General features: G+C 62.5%; 15 protein-coding genes and 1 pseudogene. 13 read left to right on the top strand and 3 right to left on the bottom strand.

The window, feature by feature from the left end; all coding sequences use genetic code 11:
* Positions 1-21: 21 nt before the first annotated feature.
* Positions 22-879 (bottom strand): iron transporter, encoded by an 858-nt coding sequence (locus ENJ54_06010; GenBank protein ID HFC09386.1) that lies wholly within the window; start codon positions 877-879, stop codon positions 22-24.
* Positions 880-970: 91 nt separating this feature from the next.
* Between ENJ54_06010 and folE the strand changes: the two genes are divergently transcribed.
* The 8 genes from folE to rsmA all read left to right on the top strand — a co-directional run bounded on the left by folE (position 971) and on the right by rsmA (position 8,940).
* Positions 971-1,603: a GTP cyclohydrolase I FolE gene (folE, locus tag ENJ54_06005; protein HFC09385.1), complete on the top strand. Its 633-nt coding sequence runs from the start codon at positions 971-973 to the stop codon at positions 1,601-1,603.
* Positions 1,604-1,657: 54 nt separating this feature from the next.
* A complete protein-coding gene (locus ENJ54_06000; GenBank protein HFC09384.1) occupies positions 1,658-2,725 on the top strand; it encodes a peptide chain release factor 1 in 1,068 nt (355 codons plus the stop codon).
* Between the two features lie 37 nt (positions 2,726-2,762).
* On the top strand, positions 2,763-3,611 hold the full coding sequence (gene prmC, locus ENJ54_05995) for a peptide chain release factor N(5)-glutamine methyltransferase (GenBank protein HFC09383.1): 849 nt from the start codon (positions 2,763-2,765) through the stop codon (positions 3,609-3,611).
* Between the two features lie 25 nt (positions 3,612-3,636).
* Positions 3,637-4,260 (top strand): threonylcarbamoyl-AMP synthase, encoded by a 624-nt coding sequence (locus ENJ54_05990; GenBank protein ID HFC09382.1) that lies wholly within the window; start codon positions 3,637-3,639, stop codon positions 4,258-4,260.
* A 97-nt stretch (positions 4,261-4,357) separates the two neighbouring features.
* Complete coding sequence (gene uvrC / locus ENJ54_05985; GenBank protein HFC09381.1) at positions 4,358-6,220, top strand: excinuclease ABC subunit UvrC; 1,863 nt, start codon at positions 4,358-4,360, stop codon at positions 6,218-6,220.
* 49 nt (positions 6,221-6,269) lie between these two features.
* Positions 6,270-6,635 (top strand): response regulator, encoded by a 366-nt coding sequence (locus tag ENJ54_05980; GenBank protein HFC09380.1) that lies wholly within the window; start codon positions 6,270-6,272, stop codon positions 6,633-6,635.
* Positions 6,636-6,871: 236 nt separating this feature from the next.
* Complete coding sequence (locus tag ENJ54_05975; protein HFC09379.1) at positions 6,872-8,113, top strand: DUF348 domain-containing protein; 1,242 nt, start codon at positions 6,872-6,874, stop codon at positions 8,111-8,113.
* 29 nt (positions 8,114-8,142) lie between these two features.
* Positions 8,143-8,940: a ribosomal RNA small subunit methyltransferase A gene (gene rsmA, locus ENJ54_05970; protein ID HFC09378.1), complete on the top strand. Its 798-nt coding sequence runs from the start codon at positions 8,143-8,145 to the stop codon at positions 8,938-8,940.
* 79 nt (positions 8,941-9,019) lie between these two features.
* Here rsmA and ENJ54_05965 read toward each other — a convergent pair whose 3' ends face one another.
* Positions 9,020-9,745, bottom strand: coding sequence for a DsbA family protein (locus tag ENJ54_05965; protein HFC09377.1), 726 nt, complete (start codon positions 9,743-9,745; stop codon positions 9,020-9,022).
* A 24-nt stretch (positions 9,746-9,769) separates the two neighbouring features.
* Entirely contained in the window at positions 9,770-10,102 is a 333-nt protein-coding gene (locus ENJ54_05960; GenBank protein HFC09376.1) for a zinc ribbon domain-containing protein, read from the bottom strand.
* A 168-nt stretch (positions 10,103-10,270) separates the two neighbouring features.
* Between ENJ54_05960 and ENJ54_05955 the strand changes: the two genes are divergently transcribed.
* The 5 genes and pseudogenes from ENJ54_05955 (at position 10,271) to ENJ54_05935 (ending at position 15,855) form a co-directional block, all read left to right on the top strand.
* Positions 10,271-11,932 carry a hypothetical protein gene (locus ENJ54_05955; protein ID HFC09375.1) on the top strand — a complete coding sequence of 554 codons (1,662 nt, stop codon included), beginning with the start codon at positions 10,271-10,273 and terminating at the stop codon, positions 11,930-11,932.
* A 108-nt stretch (positions 11,933-12,040) separates the two neighbouring features.
* Positions 12,041-13,246, top strand: a complete 1,206-nt coding sequence (locus ENJ54_05950) for a DUF711 family protein (protein HFC09374.1) — start codon at positions 12,041-12,043, stop codon at positions 13,244-13,246.
* A 253-nt stretch (positions 13,247-13,499) separates the two neighbouring features.
* Positions 13,500-14,132: a pilus assembly protein gene (locus tag ENJ54_05945; protein HFC09373.1), complete on the top strand. Its 633-nt coding sequence runs from the start codon at positions 13,500-13,502 to the stop codon at positions 14,130-14,132.
* A 13-nt stretch (positions 14,133-14,145) separates the two neighbouring features.
* Positions 14,146-15,663, top strand: coding sequence for a VWA domain-containing protein (locus ENJ54_05940; protein ID HFC09372.1), 1,518 nt, complete (start codon positions 14,146-14,148; stop codon positions 15,661-15,663).
* Positions 15,664-15,681: 18 nt separating this feature from the next.
* Positions 15,682-15,855, top strand: a pseudogene (locus ENJ54_05935) (pilus assembly protein).
* Positions 15,856-16,531: the final 676 nt, after the last annotated feature.

Raw genomic sequence — 16,531 nt, 5'->3', positions numbered from 1 at the left:
TTCATTATACCGCCTGCGGGCTCAGGCGGCGTCGGGGCGGTCGGTTGGGCGGTGGGTGAAACGCAGCCCTGTGGCCGCCGCGGCGATGTAGCCAACGTAGGCCAACACGGCGCTCAGGGAGGGGCTGGCACGATAGCCAAACAGCGCGGTCAGCACACTGCCCAGCGGCGATGCCTCGCGCAGCAGCGTCGCCGTGTTCCACAGGTGCTCTATCCCTGCGGGAATCCAGCCAATTTCGTTCCATTCGTGCACGCCGTTGGCGACCAAACCGGCCGCGAACAGGAAAAGGAGCACGGTCGTTACCCGGAAAAAGCGGCGCAGGTTGAGCCGGAGGGTGGCGGTGAAAAGCGCCCACCCCAGCCCGGCGGCGGTTGCCAGCCCCAACAAAGCGCCGAAAGCCGTCTGCGCGGCGGTAGAGGTGAAGGCGGCGGCGCTGAGGAAAAGCGCCAGTTCCAGCCCTTCCCTCAGCACGGCGAAGAAGGCCAGGCCGTAAAGGGCACGGGCGTTTCCTTGGCCCGCGGCGGCAGCCACACGCTGGGCCACGGTTTGTTGCAAATCGGCGGCATGGCCTTTCATCCAAAAAAGCATCCACGTCAGAATGCCCGCGGCCGCGAACATGGTCGCGCCTTCGAAGGCCGCACCGGCGTGGCCTGCCAGGGTGAGCCCCCACCGGGTGAGTAAAACGGCAACCCCGACCCCTACCAGGGCGGCGCTGCCCACGCCCCACCATATTGCCGAGGCCAGGGCACGCCGGCCGGTTTTGTGCAAGGCGCTGAGCACCATGCCGATGATCAGCGCGGCTTCTAACCCTTCGCGCAGCGCAAGGAGATAGCCTGGAAACACAGAAGACCCTCCATGAGAAAATGTGGCGGATACAATTGTTCAAATTTTATCATAACAATAGAGAAAAAAGGTGGTAAAATGAACCCGTTATCCTGTTCGCAATCTGTATGGGTTTGAGAGGTTGAGCATGAACTTTCCTGATTCTTCCCTTCATGATGCCGCGGCGTTGCTTTCCGGCGAAATTGACGAAGCGCGCATCCGCACCGCGGTGACCAATATTCTCGCAGCGGTGGGTGAAGACCCCCAGCGGGAGGGGCTGCAAGGCACCCCCGACCGCGTGGCCCGCATGTATGGCGAGTTGCTCGCCGGTTACCGCACCGACCCCGTCGCGCTGGTGAACGACGCCCTCTTCGAAGTAGATTATGACGAAATGGTCATTGTGCGCGACATCGAGTTTTATTCGCTGTGTGAACACCACATGCTGCCGTTCATCGGCCGCGCCCATGTGGCCTACATTCCCAACGGGCGCGTGTTGGGGCTTTCCAAAATCCCCCGCATCGTGGATATGTTCGCCCGCCGCCTGCAGGTGCAGGAACGCCTCACCCGCCAGGTGGCCGATTTCCTGGACGAACTGCTGCACCCCCAGGGCGTGGCCGTGGTGATGGAAGCCTTCCACATGTGCGCCATGATTCGCGGCGTGAAGAAGCATGATGCGCGCATGGTGACTTCGACGATGTTGGGGAGTTTCCGCACCAACCCGGCCACCCGCAATGAATTCCTGGCGAATATCGGTCGCGGGGCCGAGCCGCTGAGCCTGTAAGGTGCTCGCGCTGGTATAATCAACGCGCATCCCTGCGTTGAGGAGAACCCGCGTATGTTGGACAAACTTGCCGGCATTGAGAAGCGTTTTGCCGAAATTGATCAGGCGTTGGCAGAAGTGGGCGACGACTATAAGCGCGCGGCAGAACTTGCCAAGGAGCGCGCTGAACTGGAGCCGTTGGTGCAAAAGGCGAAAGAATACCGCCGTGTGTTGACCCAGCTTGAGGAAGCCCGCCAGATGGTGGAAGAGGGCGACGACCCCGAACTCAAGGAACTCGCCAAGGCCGAGGTGGACGAGTTGGAGCCTCGCAAAGCGCAACTGGAAGAAGAAATCAAGCGCATGTTGCTGCCCAAAGACCCGCGCGACGACCGCAACGTCATTATTGAAATCCGGGCGGGCACCGGCGGCGAAGAAGCAGCCTTGTTTGCGGCTGACCTTTTCCGCATGTACACCCGCTACGCGGAGCGCCAGGGCTGGAAGGTGGAAGTGATGTCGGCCAACGAAACTGGCCTGGGCGGTTTCAAGGAAATCACTTTCCTGATCAAAGGCCAGGGCGCGTATTCTCGCCTGAAATACGAAGCCGGCGTGCACCGTGTCCAGCGGGTGCCCACCACCGAATCGCAGGGGCGCATTCACACGTCCACTGCCACCGTGGCTGTGCTGGCCGAGGTGGACGACGTGGAAATCGAAATCCCCGACAAAGACATCAAAATCGACGTCTACAAATCCGCGGGTGCCGGCGGGCAAAACGTGCAGAAAAACGCCACCGCGGTGCGCATCACGCATCTGCCCACTGGCATTGTGGTGGCCTGCCAGGACGAGCGCTCGCAGTTGCAGAACAAACTGCGGGCGATGAGCATCCTCAAAGCCCGCCTGTACGAGATGGAAGAGTCCCGCCGCCGCGCCGAGCAGGAAGCCGCCCGCCGCTCGCAGGTGGGCACGGGTGAGCGTTCCGAGAAAATTCGCACCTACAACTTCCCCCAATCGCGCGTCACCGACCACCGCATCAACAAATCGGTTTACAACCTGCCCGCGGTGCTCGACGGGGAATTGGATGAGTTCATCGACGAACTTGCCACCCGCGAGGAAGCCGAGCGCCTGGCCGCGCTGGAAGACGCGTAAAAGCATCGCCCTGATAGGTCTTCATTGCAGTGCCCCCATGCTCACCATAACCGCTGCCTTAGCCGAAGCCCAAGCCGCCCTCGCCCCCCACAGCGAGACCGCCGCGCTGGATGCCCAAACCCTGCTCGCGGCGGTGCTCCACCGCGACCGTGCGTGGCTGTTGGCGCACCCTGAAGCCCGCCTGACGCCCCGCCAGCACCGGCGTTTGCGCCGCGCGTGCACCCGCCTGGCGCAGGGCGAGCCGTTGCCCTACGTCCTGGGCTACTGGCACTTCTACGGGCGGAAATTTGCCCTCACCCCGGCGGTGCTCATCCCGCGGCCGGAAACCGAAACCTTAGTGGAACTTGCGCTGGCGTGGCTGCGTCAGCACCCCACCCGCCGCCGCGCCGCCGACGTGGGCACCGGCAGTGGCATCATTGCCGTGACGCTGGCCGCGGAAATCGCCGGCGCTTGCATCACAGCCACCGATATCAGCCTCGCGGCCTTGGCCGTGGCCGCCGACAACGCCCGCCGCTACCAGGTGGCCGACCGCATTGTCTGGCTGCAAACCGACCTGCTCGCGGCGGCTCCCGGCCCCTTCGACCTTATCGTCGCCAACCCGCCCTACATTCCCACCGAGGCGCTGAATGCGCTGCCGGTGGCGCGCCACGAGCCGCGGGGAGCCCTGGACGGTGGCCCGGACGGCCTCGCGCTCATCCGCCGCCTGTTGGCCCAGGCCCGTAGCCGCCTGGCCCCGGGCGGCCTGCTGCTGCTGGAAATTGCCGCCGACCAGGGGGAAGCCGCCCGCGTCGCGGCCCTCGCGGCCTTCCCCAAAGCCGAGACGCGCGTCCTGCCCGACCTCGCCGGGCACGATCGCGTGGTTGCCGTTGTCATTCCTGATTCCTGATTCGCCATTCCTGATTTTCTCCCCCATGCCCCTTATCCTCCCCGCCTCCGACCCCGAAGCCCGCGCCCGCGCCGCCGAAGCCCTGCGCCGCGGCGAACTCGTCGTACTCCCCACCGATACGGTCTATGGCCTCGCCGCCTGGCCGTGGGATGCGGCGGCCATTGGCCGCATTTACGCGGCTAAAGGGCGGCCTGAAGCCAAAGCCATTCCCGTGCTTGTGGGGGAAACCGGCCACCTCGCACGCGTCACCGACGCCTTGCCTCCCTGCGCCGAGCGGCTCGCGGCGCGGTTTTGGCCCGGCGCGCTTACGTTAGTGGTGCCCAAACACCCCGACCTGCCTGCGGCGCTTTCCCCCTACCCCACGGTGGGCGTGCGGATGCCCGACCACCCCGATGCCCTTGCGCTGCTGCGCCTCACCGGCCCCCTCGCGGTGACTTCGGCCAACCGTTCCGGCGAACCCCCGGCCCGCACCGCTGCCGAAGCCGTGGCGCAACTGGGCGACGCGGTGGCCGTGGTGTTGGATGCCGGTCCCGCGCCTGGTGGCCTGCCTTCCACCGTGGTGGATTGCACCGCCACCCCACCGCGGGTGCTGCGCCCCGGCCCTGTCGCCGCGGCAGAGGTTGCTCGCTGTGTAGAAAATTGCGAATGAAGGAATTGCGAATGGCGAATGAAGGAATTGCGGATGAAAACCAAGCGACTAAGCGACTAAGCGACCACCTGACTATCTGACTCCCCGACTTCCCCCCATGTCCATCCCCGAGCACCTGCGCCCCACGCTGGAAACCCTGCCCGAAAAGCCCGGCTGTTACCTGATGAAGGACGCCGCGGGCGAAATCATCTACGTCGGCAAGGCCGTCAACCTGCGGCGGCGGGTGCGTTCCTACTTCCACAAAAGCGCGCAGAAACACCCTAAAACCCGCAAACTGGTTTCCCAAATTGCGGAAATCGAATGGATTACCGTGGGCAGCGAACTCGAGGCGCTCATCCTTGAGATGAACCTCATCAAAAAGCACCGCCCGCGCTACAATATCCGCCTCAAAGACGACAAACGCTACCCCTACATCAAAGTCCACTGGCAAGACCCGTTCCCCAAGGTCACGGTGACGCGGCGGGTGGTGCAGGATGGCGCCCGCTACTTCGGCCCTTACACCAGCATGTGGGCAGTGCATCAAACCCTCGACGTCCTGCGCAAGATTTTCCCCTTCCTCACCTGCAACCGCCCCATCACCGGCCACGACCCGCGAGCCTGCCTCTACGCCGACCTGGGCCTGTGCGCCGCGCCGTGCGTGGGCGCGATTTCCCAGGAAGCCTACCGCCAGATGATTGCGGACTTGTGCGACTTCCTGGAAGGCCGCACCGAGCCGGTGGTGCAGCGGCTGGAAGCCGAGATGCGGCGGGCCGCGGAAAAACTGGCCTTCGAAAAAGCCGCCCGCCTGCGCGACCAGATCCAGGCCATCCACCAACTGGTGGAACGCCAGCGGGTGGTTTCCCAAAGCGGGTTGGATTCAGACGTGCTGGCGTTAGCCCGCGACGAGCGCAACGCGTGCGTGGAAGTGTTCTTCATTCGGGGCGGCAAACTCATTGGGCGGGAATACTTCCTGCTGGAAAACGCGGAAGACGCGCCCGCTCCCGACGTGCTGGCCGCGTTCCTGAAGCAATTTTACGGGCAGGCCGCGCACGTGCCGCCCAAGGTGCTGCTGCCCCACGATGTGGAAGAGGCGCAAATCATCCGTGAATGGCTCAACGACGCCCGCCATGCCACGGTGGAGATTTCCCTGCCCCAAAACGCGGAGCAGGAAGCCCTGCTGGAACTGGCCGCGCAAAATGCGGCGGAAACCTTGGCCGCGCTGCAAGCCCGTCAGGAAGCCGAAGCCGGCCAAATCACCGAGGCGCTGGCCGCATTGCAGGAAGCCCTTGCCCTGCCCGCACCACCCAACCGCATCGAGGGTTATGATATTTCGCACCTGCACGGCACCGCCGCGGTGGGCAGCATGGTGGTTTTCGAGCAGGGGCAGCCGCGCAAGGGGCATTACCGCCGCTTCAACATCCGCACCGCGGCGGGCGACGACTTCGGCAGCATGGAAGAGGTGCTCACCCGCCGTTTCCGCCGCTGGGAAGCCGCCCGCGCGCTGGCCGAGGAAAGCGCCCCCGGCAGTCGTCCCGACCCATCCTTCGTGCGCCTGCCCGATTTGATGCTCATCGACGGCGGCAAAGGGCAACTGGCGCGGGCGCTGAAGGTGCTCGACCGCTTCGGCCTGCGGGAGCGGATCTTCGCGGTGGGGCTGGCCAAGCGCGAAGAGGAAATCTATCTCCCCGGAAAGGCCGCACCCCTGCGCCTGCCCCGCAACCACCCTGGCCTGTTTCTGCTCCAGCGGGTGCGCGACGAGGCCCACCGCTTCGCCATCACCGCCAACCGCAACCGCCGCGTGCGGGAAGGGCTGACGTCCACGCTGGACGCTATTCCCGGTGTGGGGCCAAAGCGCAAACGGGCGCTGCTGCAGCATTTTGGCTCGGTCGCGGCTATTCGCCAGGCCACGGTGGACGAAATCGCCGCGGTGCCCGGCATCGGCCGCGGGCTGGCCGAGGTGGTGAAAGAGGCGTTGGGGTGAGAGAGGATGCGAGATGCAGGATGCAGGATGCAAGATGCAGGAGTGACGCATGGCGAAAAACGTGTGGATTGTGGACGATGACCGTGAGATGGCCGAAGCGATTGGATTGATGCTTCAACTGCTGGGTTGGGAGCATCGCATTTTCCTTTCGGGAAAGGCCGCCGGACGGGCTTTGTTGCAAGGCCCCCCGCCCGACGTTATCCTGCTTGACCTCAATATGCCCGTGGTTCCCGGCGATGAATTCCTGAAATTCGTGCGCAGCCGCCGCCAGTGGCAGCGCGTGCGCGTGTTCATGCTGACGTCGGAGTTTGCCGAAACCGAGCGCGCCCGCCTGCTTTCCCTGGGCGCCAACGGCTACCTCACCAAGCCGGTGGATTTGGATGAGTTGGAGCAGGTGTTGGGGCCTGGGGAATGACGGGCCATAGGCAGCATCCAGGGCAATGTGGGCATCCTTTCAGAAGCGCGCTCCTTTCGCATCTTGTGCTAAAATACCCCTTCGGAGGTGTATGATGGCAAAAAGCAAAAAAGCCAGGAAGCCCAAGATGAGCCGCGCACAGCAGCGCGCGATGCGCCGCCGCCAGGTGGTGATGGCTGTGATTGGTGGGCTGATCATTCTTTCCTTTGTAGTTACCCTCATCAAATAAATCGGCCATGTTCTCTTGGCAGCGGTTGATGGGGTGGTTGCTCGGGGTGGCCTTGCTTCTGGGCTTCCCCGTTTTTGCGCGCGCGGCCGAGCCTGCGCCCACCCCTTCGGCGCCTTCGGGCGCCTGGGTCGTGACGGCCGAGGTGGTGCGTTGGGCGCCACATGCTGCTACCCCTGCCGAGGCGTTGAAGGCGGTGGGCGTCTCGTTGCCCGCTGAAGCGGTTTTGACCGTCAACGGCCAGGCCTGGAAGCCCGACCGCTCTTTTCCCGCCGGTAGCGTGGCCGTGGTGCAGGTGCAGCCCGCTGTAAAGATGACGCTGATGGTGGATGGCGCGCCGCTAACGCTGCAGACGGCTGCCCCTTCTTTGGGCGAAGCGCTGTGGCGTGCTGGCGTGACGTTGCACGAAGGCGACCGGTTGCTCCCCGCGCCCTGGGTTTCCCCCGCAGCAACGCGTGATGCTGCGCTCAAGCGCGCGGTGCGGTTGCAGGTGCAGGAAGGCAAACAGGCTTTCCTGTTGACGAGTGCCGCCCCCACGGTGGGGCAGGCGTTGGCTGAAGCGAACCTGGCCCCCCAGGGGCTGGAAACCACCGTTCCCGGCGATGTCGCGCCTTTCCCCGAGAAGGGAAGCGTGGTGCTTCACCGCGTTTGGGAAAAGGTGGTGTTGCGCCAGTTGCCTGTGGCGTTTACTTCCAAAACCGAGGCGCGCGCCGATCTGCCGCTGGATACCGTCAAAGTGGTGCAGGAAGGGCAGTACGGTTTGCAGGTGCAGCGAATGCGGGTGCGGTATGAGGATGGGAAAGAGGTCGGCCGGGTGGTGGAAGACACCTGGCTGGCACGCGCCCCCCAGCCGCGCATCGTGGGCTATGGTACGAAAATCACGATTCAAACTTTGCAGACACCCGATGGCCCGGTGAAGTGCTGGCGGGTGTTGCGGGTGTATGCCACTTCGTATTCCCCCTGCCGCCTGGGGGTGGGCCATTGTTCGGATAAGACCTTTAGCGGCGCGACGCTGCGCAAAGGCATCGTGGCGGTCAAACGCTCGTGGTACGGCTATATGGCGGGGCAAAAAGTCTACGTGCCCGGCTATGGCTTTGGCACCATTGCCGATATCGGCGGAGGCATTCCTGGCCGCTATTGGATTGACCTGGGCTATACCGACAGCGATTACCAGTCGTGGCATCAGTGGACGACGCTTTGCTTCGTGGCCCCGCCGCCCCCGCCCAATCAGATTCCGTGGATCCTTCCCTGAACGTTCCCCAATTGCTGCGGCGATACGGCCTGCGGCCTGACCGACGCCTGGGGCAGAACTTTCTGGTCAGCCCGGGCGGTCTGGCGCGGGTGGTGGAAGCCGCCGACCTTGCCCCCGACGATGCGGTGCTGGAAATTGGCCCTGGTGTGGGCAGCCTGACCGTGTTGTTGGCCGAGCGAGCGCGGCGGGTGGTGGCGGTGGAACTGGACGAGCGCCTGCGGCCTGCCCTGGAGGCCGTGCTGCGGCCTTACCCCCAGGTCACGCTGGTGTTTGGCGACATTCTGCAGCAAGACATCGCCGCGTTGATGGGCCGCGGTGCCTACAAAGTGGTGGCGAATATCCCTTATTACATCACCTCGGCGGTTATCCGCCATTTGTTAGCCGCGCGCACACGCCCCGAGCGGCTGGTGCTGACGGTGCAGCGGGAGGTTGCCGAGCGCATTACCGCGCAGCCGCCGCACATGAGCCTGCTGGCGCTGAGCGTGCAGGTGTTTGGGGAAGCCCGGTTGGCGGCGCGCTTGCCTGCCGGCGCGTTTTACCCCCGCCCCCAGGTGGATTCGGCGGTGGTGCGGGTGGATGTGACCTCGCCCAGGGTGCCGGAAGCCCAGTTAGATGCTTTTTTCCGGCTGGCGAAAGCCGGTTTTGCTCAGCGTCGCAAAACGTTGCGGAATGCCCTCGCGGCAGGCCTGGGCTGGCCGACGGCGCAGGCTTTGGTGTTGTTGGAAGCGGCGGCCATTGACCCTCGCCGCCGGGCGGAGACCCTTTCGCTGGGCGAATGGGCAACGTTGACGGCGGCGTATGAGGCGCTTTCGGCGTCGTCGCCTTGAGAGGGCACCACACCAAGACGTCAACACGCCCCGCACATGGCGGGGCGTGTTTTGTGTTTTGGTCGGGAGTGAAGGGAGGTTACTGCTGGGCGGCGAGTTCCTGGTCGATGATTTGTTTGAACACGCTGAACGGTTGCGCACCCACCACCGGAATGCCGTTGATGAAGAACGTGGGGGTCGAGCGCACACCTAATTGTGCCGCGTATTGGGCGTCGGCCTGCACTTCATCGCGGTAGCGGTGTTCCTGGATGCATTGCTGGAACTGGTCGATGTTTAGCCCCAGTTCCTTGGCATAAGCCAGGTAGGCTTCTTGTCCCAGCCCTTTCGATTGCTTGAAGAGCGCATCGTGGTATTCCCAGTATTTGCCCTGTTCGCCGGCGCAGTCGGCGGCCTCGGCAGCGGGCAGTGCCTCGGGATGAATTTGCGTCAATGGGAAATCACGATAGACAATGCGGATTTTGTCGCCGTAGGTTTTGATCAGCTCGCCTTCGACCTGCTCAGCCCACTGGCGGCAGTAGGGGCACTGGTAGTCGGAAAATTCGATGATGGTGACAGGAGCAGTGGCAGGCCCCAGCGCGGGGTCGTCATCGGTGGAGACGTCGTAGCGTTTGGGTTCCCCCTGCGTAGCCTGGGCTGCGGCTTGGGGGGCCTGGTTTTGGGTTTGGGCCGCGGCTTGCGTGTGCCCTGTGCCCCAGACCAGGAAGCCCGCGAACAGCCCTGCCGCAAAGGCGACCACGATGAGGATATAAAAAGCGCTGACGACCAGAGGTTGTGAGTTGGAGGGGGGGAGTTGTTTCTTAGCCATGCGGCGGATTATACCATGCTGTCCTCAGGTGGTTTTGGACGCCGCAGGCGTGGTGCTTTTCTTTTCGGTTGTGGAAGCCGCGGGCTTGCTTTCCGAGGCCTTGGTTTCGGTTTTGCTTTCAGCAGCGGCAGGGCTGTCGGCCGATTTGCCGTTCCCGTTGCCCTGGGTGCCCGAGGGGGAACGATGGTCGGTTGCGTAGAAGCCCGACCCTTTGAACACAATGCCTACCGGTTTGTAGACGCGATGCAACGCCTCTGCCCCGCATTCCGGGCAGCGGGAAGGCTGGGGGTCGTTGAAGCCCAGGCGTTGATCGAAAGTAAAACCACAAACGTCGCAGCGGTAAGTGTAAACCGGCATAATGCACCTCGTCCCAAAGCAGGATCCTCACAACCGGCCCTTGCGGGCGAAGAGGATTATAGCGCGCCCGCAGGCGTGTGGCAAGTGCAGGCGAGCGAGAAAAGCGGCTGCTTTTGGGCGGTTTTGTGGGATAATATGGGGAACTTGAACCTTGGCTGGGAGAGGATGATGCTGCAACAACGCTCTGAGGCGAGACAAGCCTGGCTTGGCGACAAGGGCATCCGGTACGCGAAGCGTCTGCTGGCGGTGGTGGGGGCGATCGCGTTTTTGGCACTGGTGTTGCGCATTGCGTGGGTTTGCGATGATGGGTACATCACCTTCCGCACTTTAGAGCAGGTCATGGCGGGGCACGGCTTGCGGTGGAACCCCCACGAGCGGGTGCAGGTGTTTACCAGCCCGCTGTGGTTCTTCCTTTTACTGCTCCCTCGTCTGGTCTCGCCCCATGTTTTTCTCAATGCCTTGGGCGTTGCGCTGGTGGTGGATGCGGCGCTCTTGGTCGTGCTGTATGCCTGGGCGCGTCGGGATGGGGGTGTGTATTTTGTGCTTTTGCTGCTTTTGGTTGCCAGTAAGGGGTTTTTCGATTACACCACGGCGGGGCTGGAATCTCCCCTGGCGTATGCTTTGCTGGCGTGGTTTGCGTGGCAGGTGCGGGCCTGGGCGGAAGCACGCACGCCGCGCTCGAAGCGGGCTTTCCAGGTGCTGGCTGTGGGCGGGCTGGTGGTGCTGACGCGTTATGATTTGGCTTTGATGGTGTTGCCGGCGGCTGTGTGGGTCTGGTGGCGCATGCATTCCAGGGCTTCGTGGTGGTTTCACTTCCGCTCGTGGGTTGTGGCCTTCAGCCCGGTTTTGGCATGGGCTCTTTTTGCGCTGTTTTATTATGGCACGCCATTCCCGAATACGGCTTATGCCAAAATGCCCCCTGGCTACCCCCGCTGGGCGCTGCTGAAGGATGGGGTCAAGTATTTTGTCGCCCTCGGCATGTGGGATACAGCCAGCCTGGTTTTGTTAGGGGGCGGTTTGGGGCTGGCGGCATGGGCGGCGTGGCAACTTTGGCGGCATCGTGAGGTGCGCGATCGGGCTGAGGTGGTGGTGCCTGGGTTGCTCGGTGCAGGTATGGTGTTGCACCTGGCCTACATCGGCTGGGTAGGGGGCGATTTTATGGCCGGGCGCTTTGCTGCTTTTGATGTGTTGTGGGCGGTGATGCTGGTGGTTTGGTGGGCTTCCCGGCAGCCCACCTGGCGGCCTCTGCTGGTGTTGGCGGCGGTCGGGGCGCTTTACGTGGTGTTTTATCCCAACACGGCGCTCAATTCCCCCTTGCCTTACACCAAGCCTCGCATGTGGAAGGGGATTTCGGACGAGCGGGGCTTTTACGAGGAAGCCAGTTTGTTCATGTATTTGCATGGGCATTTTGCGACCTCAGGCCGTCCCTTCCCCCTGACGGATTGGACGGAAGAGGGGTTGAAGTTCCGGCAGGGGCCGCATACCGTGATTGTGGCTTCCAATATTGGTTATTTTGGCTATTGGGCCGGGACGGATAAAATCATTGTCGATCGTTATGCCCTGGCCGACCCGTTTCTGGCGCGTTTGCCCGCCCAGTTTCCCTCTCGCATTGGGCATTTCAGGCGATTAGTGCCGGCGGGTTATGTAGCGACGCTGGAAACAGGGCAGTTGCACATTCAAGACCCCGATTTGCGGGCTTATTACCGCCAGTTAGCGCTGGTCACCCAGGGGCCTTTGTGGTCGTGGGAGCGATTGAAGGCCATTTTTTGCTTGAATGTGGGTTGTTACCATCATTATCTGAGCGCCTGGGAAGCCCGGCAGGCGCGGTGAGCGACCTCTCAGCGCCGGGCGTGGAGATGGCGAGGTTATCGTGGTCGAAGCGCGAAACGCTGCGAGGGCCATGATCCGTAACTTGAGTTGAGGAGCAGGAGCAGGCTGATGCAAATTCGAGCGGTGACGGTATTCTCGCATTTGGAAGATGTGGCAACCGCGGCGAAAGTGGCCGCGACGGTGCGGCTGGCGTTGGAAGCCGCGGATGAGACCGTGCAGACGGTCCGTTGGGCGTTGCCGCCGTTCCCGTTGCTGGCCGCCGATGAGGTGGAGGCAGTGGGGCTGGCCCGGCAAGTGGGGGAGGCAGCCCAGGCGTACGGGCTGGATTATGTGTCTTTAGGACCGGCGTTGCCTTCCCGCCCCGAAACCTATCGCTGGGTGCCGGCGATGCTGGCTGAGGCTCCGGCAGTTTTTTGCAGCGGCGTGATGGCGGATGAAGATGGCATCACACCCGCGGCGGTTCAGGCCTGCGCGGCGGCGATAGCCGAGTTGGCGCCGCTGGAGCCTAACGGCTTTGCCAATTTGCGCTTTGCCGCGTTGGCCTCGGTGCCTGCGGGGGCGCCATTTTTCCCTGCGGCTTATGCCCCCCCGCTGTTGCCGCGTGGGCAGGTGTTGGTGGCGCTGGCGCTGGAAGCCGCCGATTTGGCGGTGACGGCTTTTGCCGAGGCCCCCGACGCCCCCGCGGCGCGTGCGGCGTTGGTAGAGCATCTGGAAGCCCACGGCCGGCGCTTGGCCGATCTGAGCGCGCGCAGCGCGGCAGCACATGGTGCGCGTTTTCTTGGGCTGGATTTCTCCCTCGCACCGTTTCCCGAGGAAGCCGTTTCGATTGGGGCAGCGTTGGAACGCCTGGGCGTGCCGGCTTTGGGCGCCCAGGGATCCCTGGCCGCGGCGGCTTTCCTGGCCGATGCCCTCGACCGGGCGGCTTTCCCGCGCACGGGGTTCAACGGCCTGATGCTGCCGGTGCTGGAAGACCCTGTGCTGGCCGCGCGGACGGCTGAGGGGCTGTTGACGGTGAAGGATTTGTTGGCTTACAGCGCGGTGTGTGGCACAGGGCTCGATACTGTGCCTTTGCCCGGCGATACCACGCCGGCGCAACTCGCGGCTGTGTTATGGGATGTCGCTGCGCTTTCCCGTCGCCTGCGCAAGCCGTTGACGGCGCGCTTGATGCCTGTGCCTGGCAAGCAGGCTGGTGACCCGCTGACCTTTGACTTCCCTTATTTTGCCAACGGACGGGTGATGGCTTTGCAAGCAGCGCCCCTGGGCGGCGTGTGGCAGGGGAAGGCTTTTGACCTGCGCCCGCGCACGCCCGCGTGAGTTTGCTGCGGGCTTGGTTTGGGTTTGGGGCCAGCGTGCCGGGCAGAGGGCGGTTACTGTCGGAAGACAGGGGCTTGCCTGGCGCGCTTTGGCCTTGCTTTTCGTCGCAGCATACCTTGCACAAAGTGAGCCGTGGGGGAATTCCCTCTGCTGGTACTTTTGGGGGACAAAAGAAAAAAATCAGTTTAGGAAAAGTTGGGTATAATGTAACGTAGCGGCAGAATGTGCGTTTAGGTTTGCTTTGGAGTGTTGCATGGCTTTAATTCCTCAGAAAGCCCTCCCCACGCAAGAGCGGCGACGCAAGCGACGGGCACAAAGCCTGGTCGAAACGGCTTTGTTTTTCCCTATTTTGCTGATCATTTTTTCGGCGCTCATTGAAGTGGGGTTCTGGATGGTGGACTATCTCTCGTTGATCGACGCGACGCGGAATGCTGCCCGCTTTTCGAGCGACAGTTACTATTATGTGCGCGATAACGACACCAATTGCCAGACGACACACGATTTCTACCGTCAAACGGCCTGTGCACTGTTGCAGGAATTAGCGCAGGAAAGGCCGCGCATCGTGCTTGATACTGCGGCAGATGATATTGTGGTGTCGGCGGTATCGGTGGAACAGGGAGTGGGTGTGACGGCGCGCTTTCCCGATGCGAATGGCTGGTCGCTTTATGGGCATTTCACCTCGCGTTTGAGCGATGCGGATATTAACAGCAGGTTGGATCTGAACGCGCCCAATACGGGGCTGGTGATTGTGGAAGTGTTCTATCATTACCACCAGCGCTTGAAACTTCCCTGGGTGACGCCGTTCCTCCCAGATCCCATCTTGATTTACACTTATGCAATCATGCCGTTGACATCGGCGGAACCCACCCCTACCCCTGCGCCTTGAGGATGCTCGGCTTATGTTCAAAAAGCAGCAAGCCCGTGTTGGACAGATGATGGTCATTCTGGCCGTAGCCCTGGTTGGGGTTTTGGCCTTTACCGGCTTGGCGGTCGATCTGGGGCGGTATTTGCTGGCGATGGGGCGTTTGCGCCAGGCCGCGGACGCGGCGTCGCTGGCGGCCGCGGCACAGTTTCGCGAGAACCGCACCATTGCGGAGATGACGGATGCTGCCCGTTCAATGGTGGTAGCCAATGGTTTTACGCCGACGGCGTTTACTGTCAATACTTGCGATACCAAGCCGGGCGACCCTTATTTGTGTAATCCTCCTCGCAGCAAGAAAGTTGAAGTTGATGTGGAAGCAGAGATGCCGACGGCATTCCTGCAAATTATTGGGATTAACACCTTACGTTTGAAGGCTGTGTCAGTCGGTGAAGCCGCGTCGATGGACGTGGTGCTGGTGATCGACACTTCGGAGTCGATGACGTATGACGCCGCAGCGGGCAATCCTATGCGCGACCCCTCGCAGTGTAATCCGGGGCATCGTTGTCATCCTTTTGAAGAGGTGCGCGCCGCGGCGAAGAATTTCACCTCGCGGATTTTAAACCTGCCCCCGGCCAAGGAACAAGACCGCCTGGCGATTGTGACGTTTGCAGATGGCTGGCGCACAGGAGATACGGGCCCGCATTTCCCGGCGGGAGTGAGCGGCACGACTTCCCTGGCTCAGGCGTGGACGTACAATTACACCGATGCGGTGGGCATTCTGGATAGTTTGCAGGTGTTTGACCCTGGCTGGACATGCAGCGCGGATGACCTGGCCGGGAAGGGGGATGAGCTGGGGCCCTGTCGGCGCTATGACGGCGATGGGAATTATCAAGGGCTGGATTGCCCGCTTTTCCGTAATCCCTCGTACCATGATCCTTCGACTTGCACCACCACAGCCATCGGTGGCGGGCTGTACTGGGCGGCGCAATTGCTGAGCACCAGCGGCCGTGAAAATGCGCTCTGGATTGTGGTCGTGCTGACTGACGGGGCGGCAAATTCCACGCTGCCGGCGCCGGGGGATGATTTGCGAGACCACGCGCACGCGTTGGCTTCCCTGCCCATTGGCTTTTGCCCGCCTTCGACGTTTGGCGCTCCCCCGTTTTGCCGGGATAACAGTGTCGCGAGCCGGCATGTCTATCCTGATCCTAACTACGACGCTGACGATTATGCGCGCGACATGGCCGATTGGCTGGCGTGCAGTGCAAACCCCGCGGCGGGGTGTTCCACCGCTGGGCAGGGGGCGGCGATCTTTTCCATTGGCCTGGGGCCGTTGGTGGTCAAGGTGCAGTCGCCGGATACGGTGCCTGCGGGCGGCGCGCTGTTGCGATATATTGCGGCGGTGGGCGACGATGGTGACCCCAGCACCGATCCTTGCGCAGGCATTACGGATTACACGGCGTGGTGCGGCAACTACTATTACTCGCCTACTGGCTCGAAACTGGACCGGGTCTTCGAGGATATTGCTTCTCGCTTGTTTACCCGCCTGACCCACTAAGGGCAGGAGGAGGCTGGCATGGATAAGATTGTGGGTTTTTTGCGGGGCCGTCGTGGCCGACAGGCACAGGGGGCATTGGAGTTTGCACTGCTGTTACCAGTGGTGCTGACGATGCTGTTTGCCATGATCGAGGTCGCGCGTCTCTTTCAGGCTTATGTGGTGGTCGAGAATGCTGCCCGCTACGGTGTCCGTTATGCGCAAACGGGGGAGTACGACCCCACTTATTGCACTGATTTGGATGGCGATGGCACGCCGTGCGATGGCGCGAGCAAAGATGCTGAAATTGATGCCGCGCGCGTGCAAAGCATCAAGGCTGTGGTGAAAGGGGTTGCCGCCGGCATTATGCGCAACGACACGGCGACGAAGGACCAGCCGGGCTATTTCCATATCACGGTGTGCAGCTCGCGCCCCGGTTTTGTGTATCATCCCTACCCTGATGACTATTGTTCGCCGCATGATGACGCGGGCGACCCCTCGTTGGGGACGACGCGTGTGTTGATTTCGGTCACCTTCAACCATCCGGTGATCTTACCGATTATGAGCAACATCGCGCCTTTTGTGCGGCTTCACGCGGAGCGCACGGGCATTTTGGAGCAATTCCGCGTGGCGAAGGTGGTGGGGCTGCCGCCGCAAATTCGCGTGCCTACGCCTACCGCATCGCCGACGCCTATTCCTCCCACGGCAACGAATACACCTTCTCCCACGGCAACCCCTACCGCGACGCCTACACCGGAGCCGAGTTGTGATTTGGTCTCTGTGGGCATCTTGCGGGTGGGCGACAGCACGATTGGTAATGGCAAATTGGGCATGACCATCTTCAATGGCAATACGGTGCCCATTTACTTTGACGGTGCTTCCATTGAGTGGA

The organism is Chloroflexota bacterium, assembly GCA_011322445.1.
Taxonomy (GTDB): domain Bacteria; phylum Chloroflexota; class Anaerolineae; order Anaerolineales; family DRMV01; genus DRMV01.
Note: the sequence above shows the minus strand (reverse complement) of the source record. Positions and strands in the feature narration are given on the sequence as shown.

Excerpts from the sequence above, each read along its gene's own strand:
- folE (HFC09385.1), top strand. The coding sequence starts at position 971 with ATGAACTTTCCTGATTCTTCCCTTCATGATGCCGCGGCGTTGCTTTCC.
- ENJ54_06000 (HFC09384.1), top strand. The coding sequence starts at position 1,658 with ATGTTGGACAAACTTGCCGGCATTGAGAAGCGTTTTGCCGAAATTGAT.
- prmC (HFC09383.1), top strand. The coding sequence starts at position 2,763 with ATGCTCACCATAACCGCTGCCTTAGCCGAAGCCCAAGCCGCCCTCGCC.
- ENJ54_05990 (HFC09382.1), top strand. The coding sequence starts at position 3,637 with ATGCCCCTTATCCTCCCCGCCTCCGACCCCGAAGCCCGCGCCCGCGCC.
- uvrC (HFC09381.1), top strand. The coding sequence starts at position 4,358 with ATGTCCATCCCCGAGCACCTGCGCCCCACGCTGGAAACCCTGCCCGAA.
- ENJ54_05980 (HFC09380.1), top strand. The coding sequence starts at position 6,270 with ATGGCGAAAAACGTGTGGATTGTGGACGATGACCGTGAGATGGCCGAA.
- ENJ54_05975 (HFC09379.1), top strand. The coding sequence starts at position 6,872 with ATGTTCTCTTGGCAGCGGTTGATGGGGTGGTTGCTCGGGGTGGCCTTG.
- ENJ54_05965 (HFC09377.1), bottom strand. The coding sequence starts at position 9,745 with ATGGCTAAGAAACAACTCCCCCCCTCCAACTCACAACCTCTGGTCGTC.
- ENJ54_05960 (HFC09376.1), bottom strand. The coding sequence starts at position 10,102 with ATGCCGGTTTACACTTACCGCTGCGACGTTTGTGGTTTTACTTTCGAT.
- ENJ54_05955 (HFC09375.1), top strand. The coding sequence starts at position 10,271 with ATGCTGCAACAACGCTCTGAGGCGAGACAAGCCTGGCTTGGCGACAAG.
- ENJ54_05950 (HFC09374.1), top strand. The coding sequence starts at position 12,041 with ATGCAAATTCGAGCGGTGACGGTATTCTCGCATTTGGAAGATGTGGCA.
- ENJ54_05945 (HFC09373.1), top strand. The coding sequence starts at position 13,500 with ATGGCTTTAATTCCTCAGAAAGCCCTCCCCACGCAAGAGCGGCGACGC.
- ENJ54_05940 (HFC09372.1), top strand. The coding sequence starts at position 14,146 with ATGTTCAAAAAGCAGCAAGCCCGTGTTGGACAGATGATGGTCATTCTG.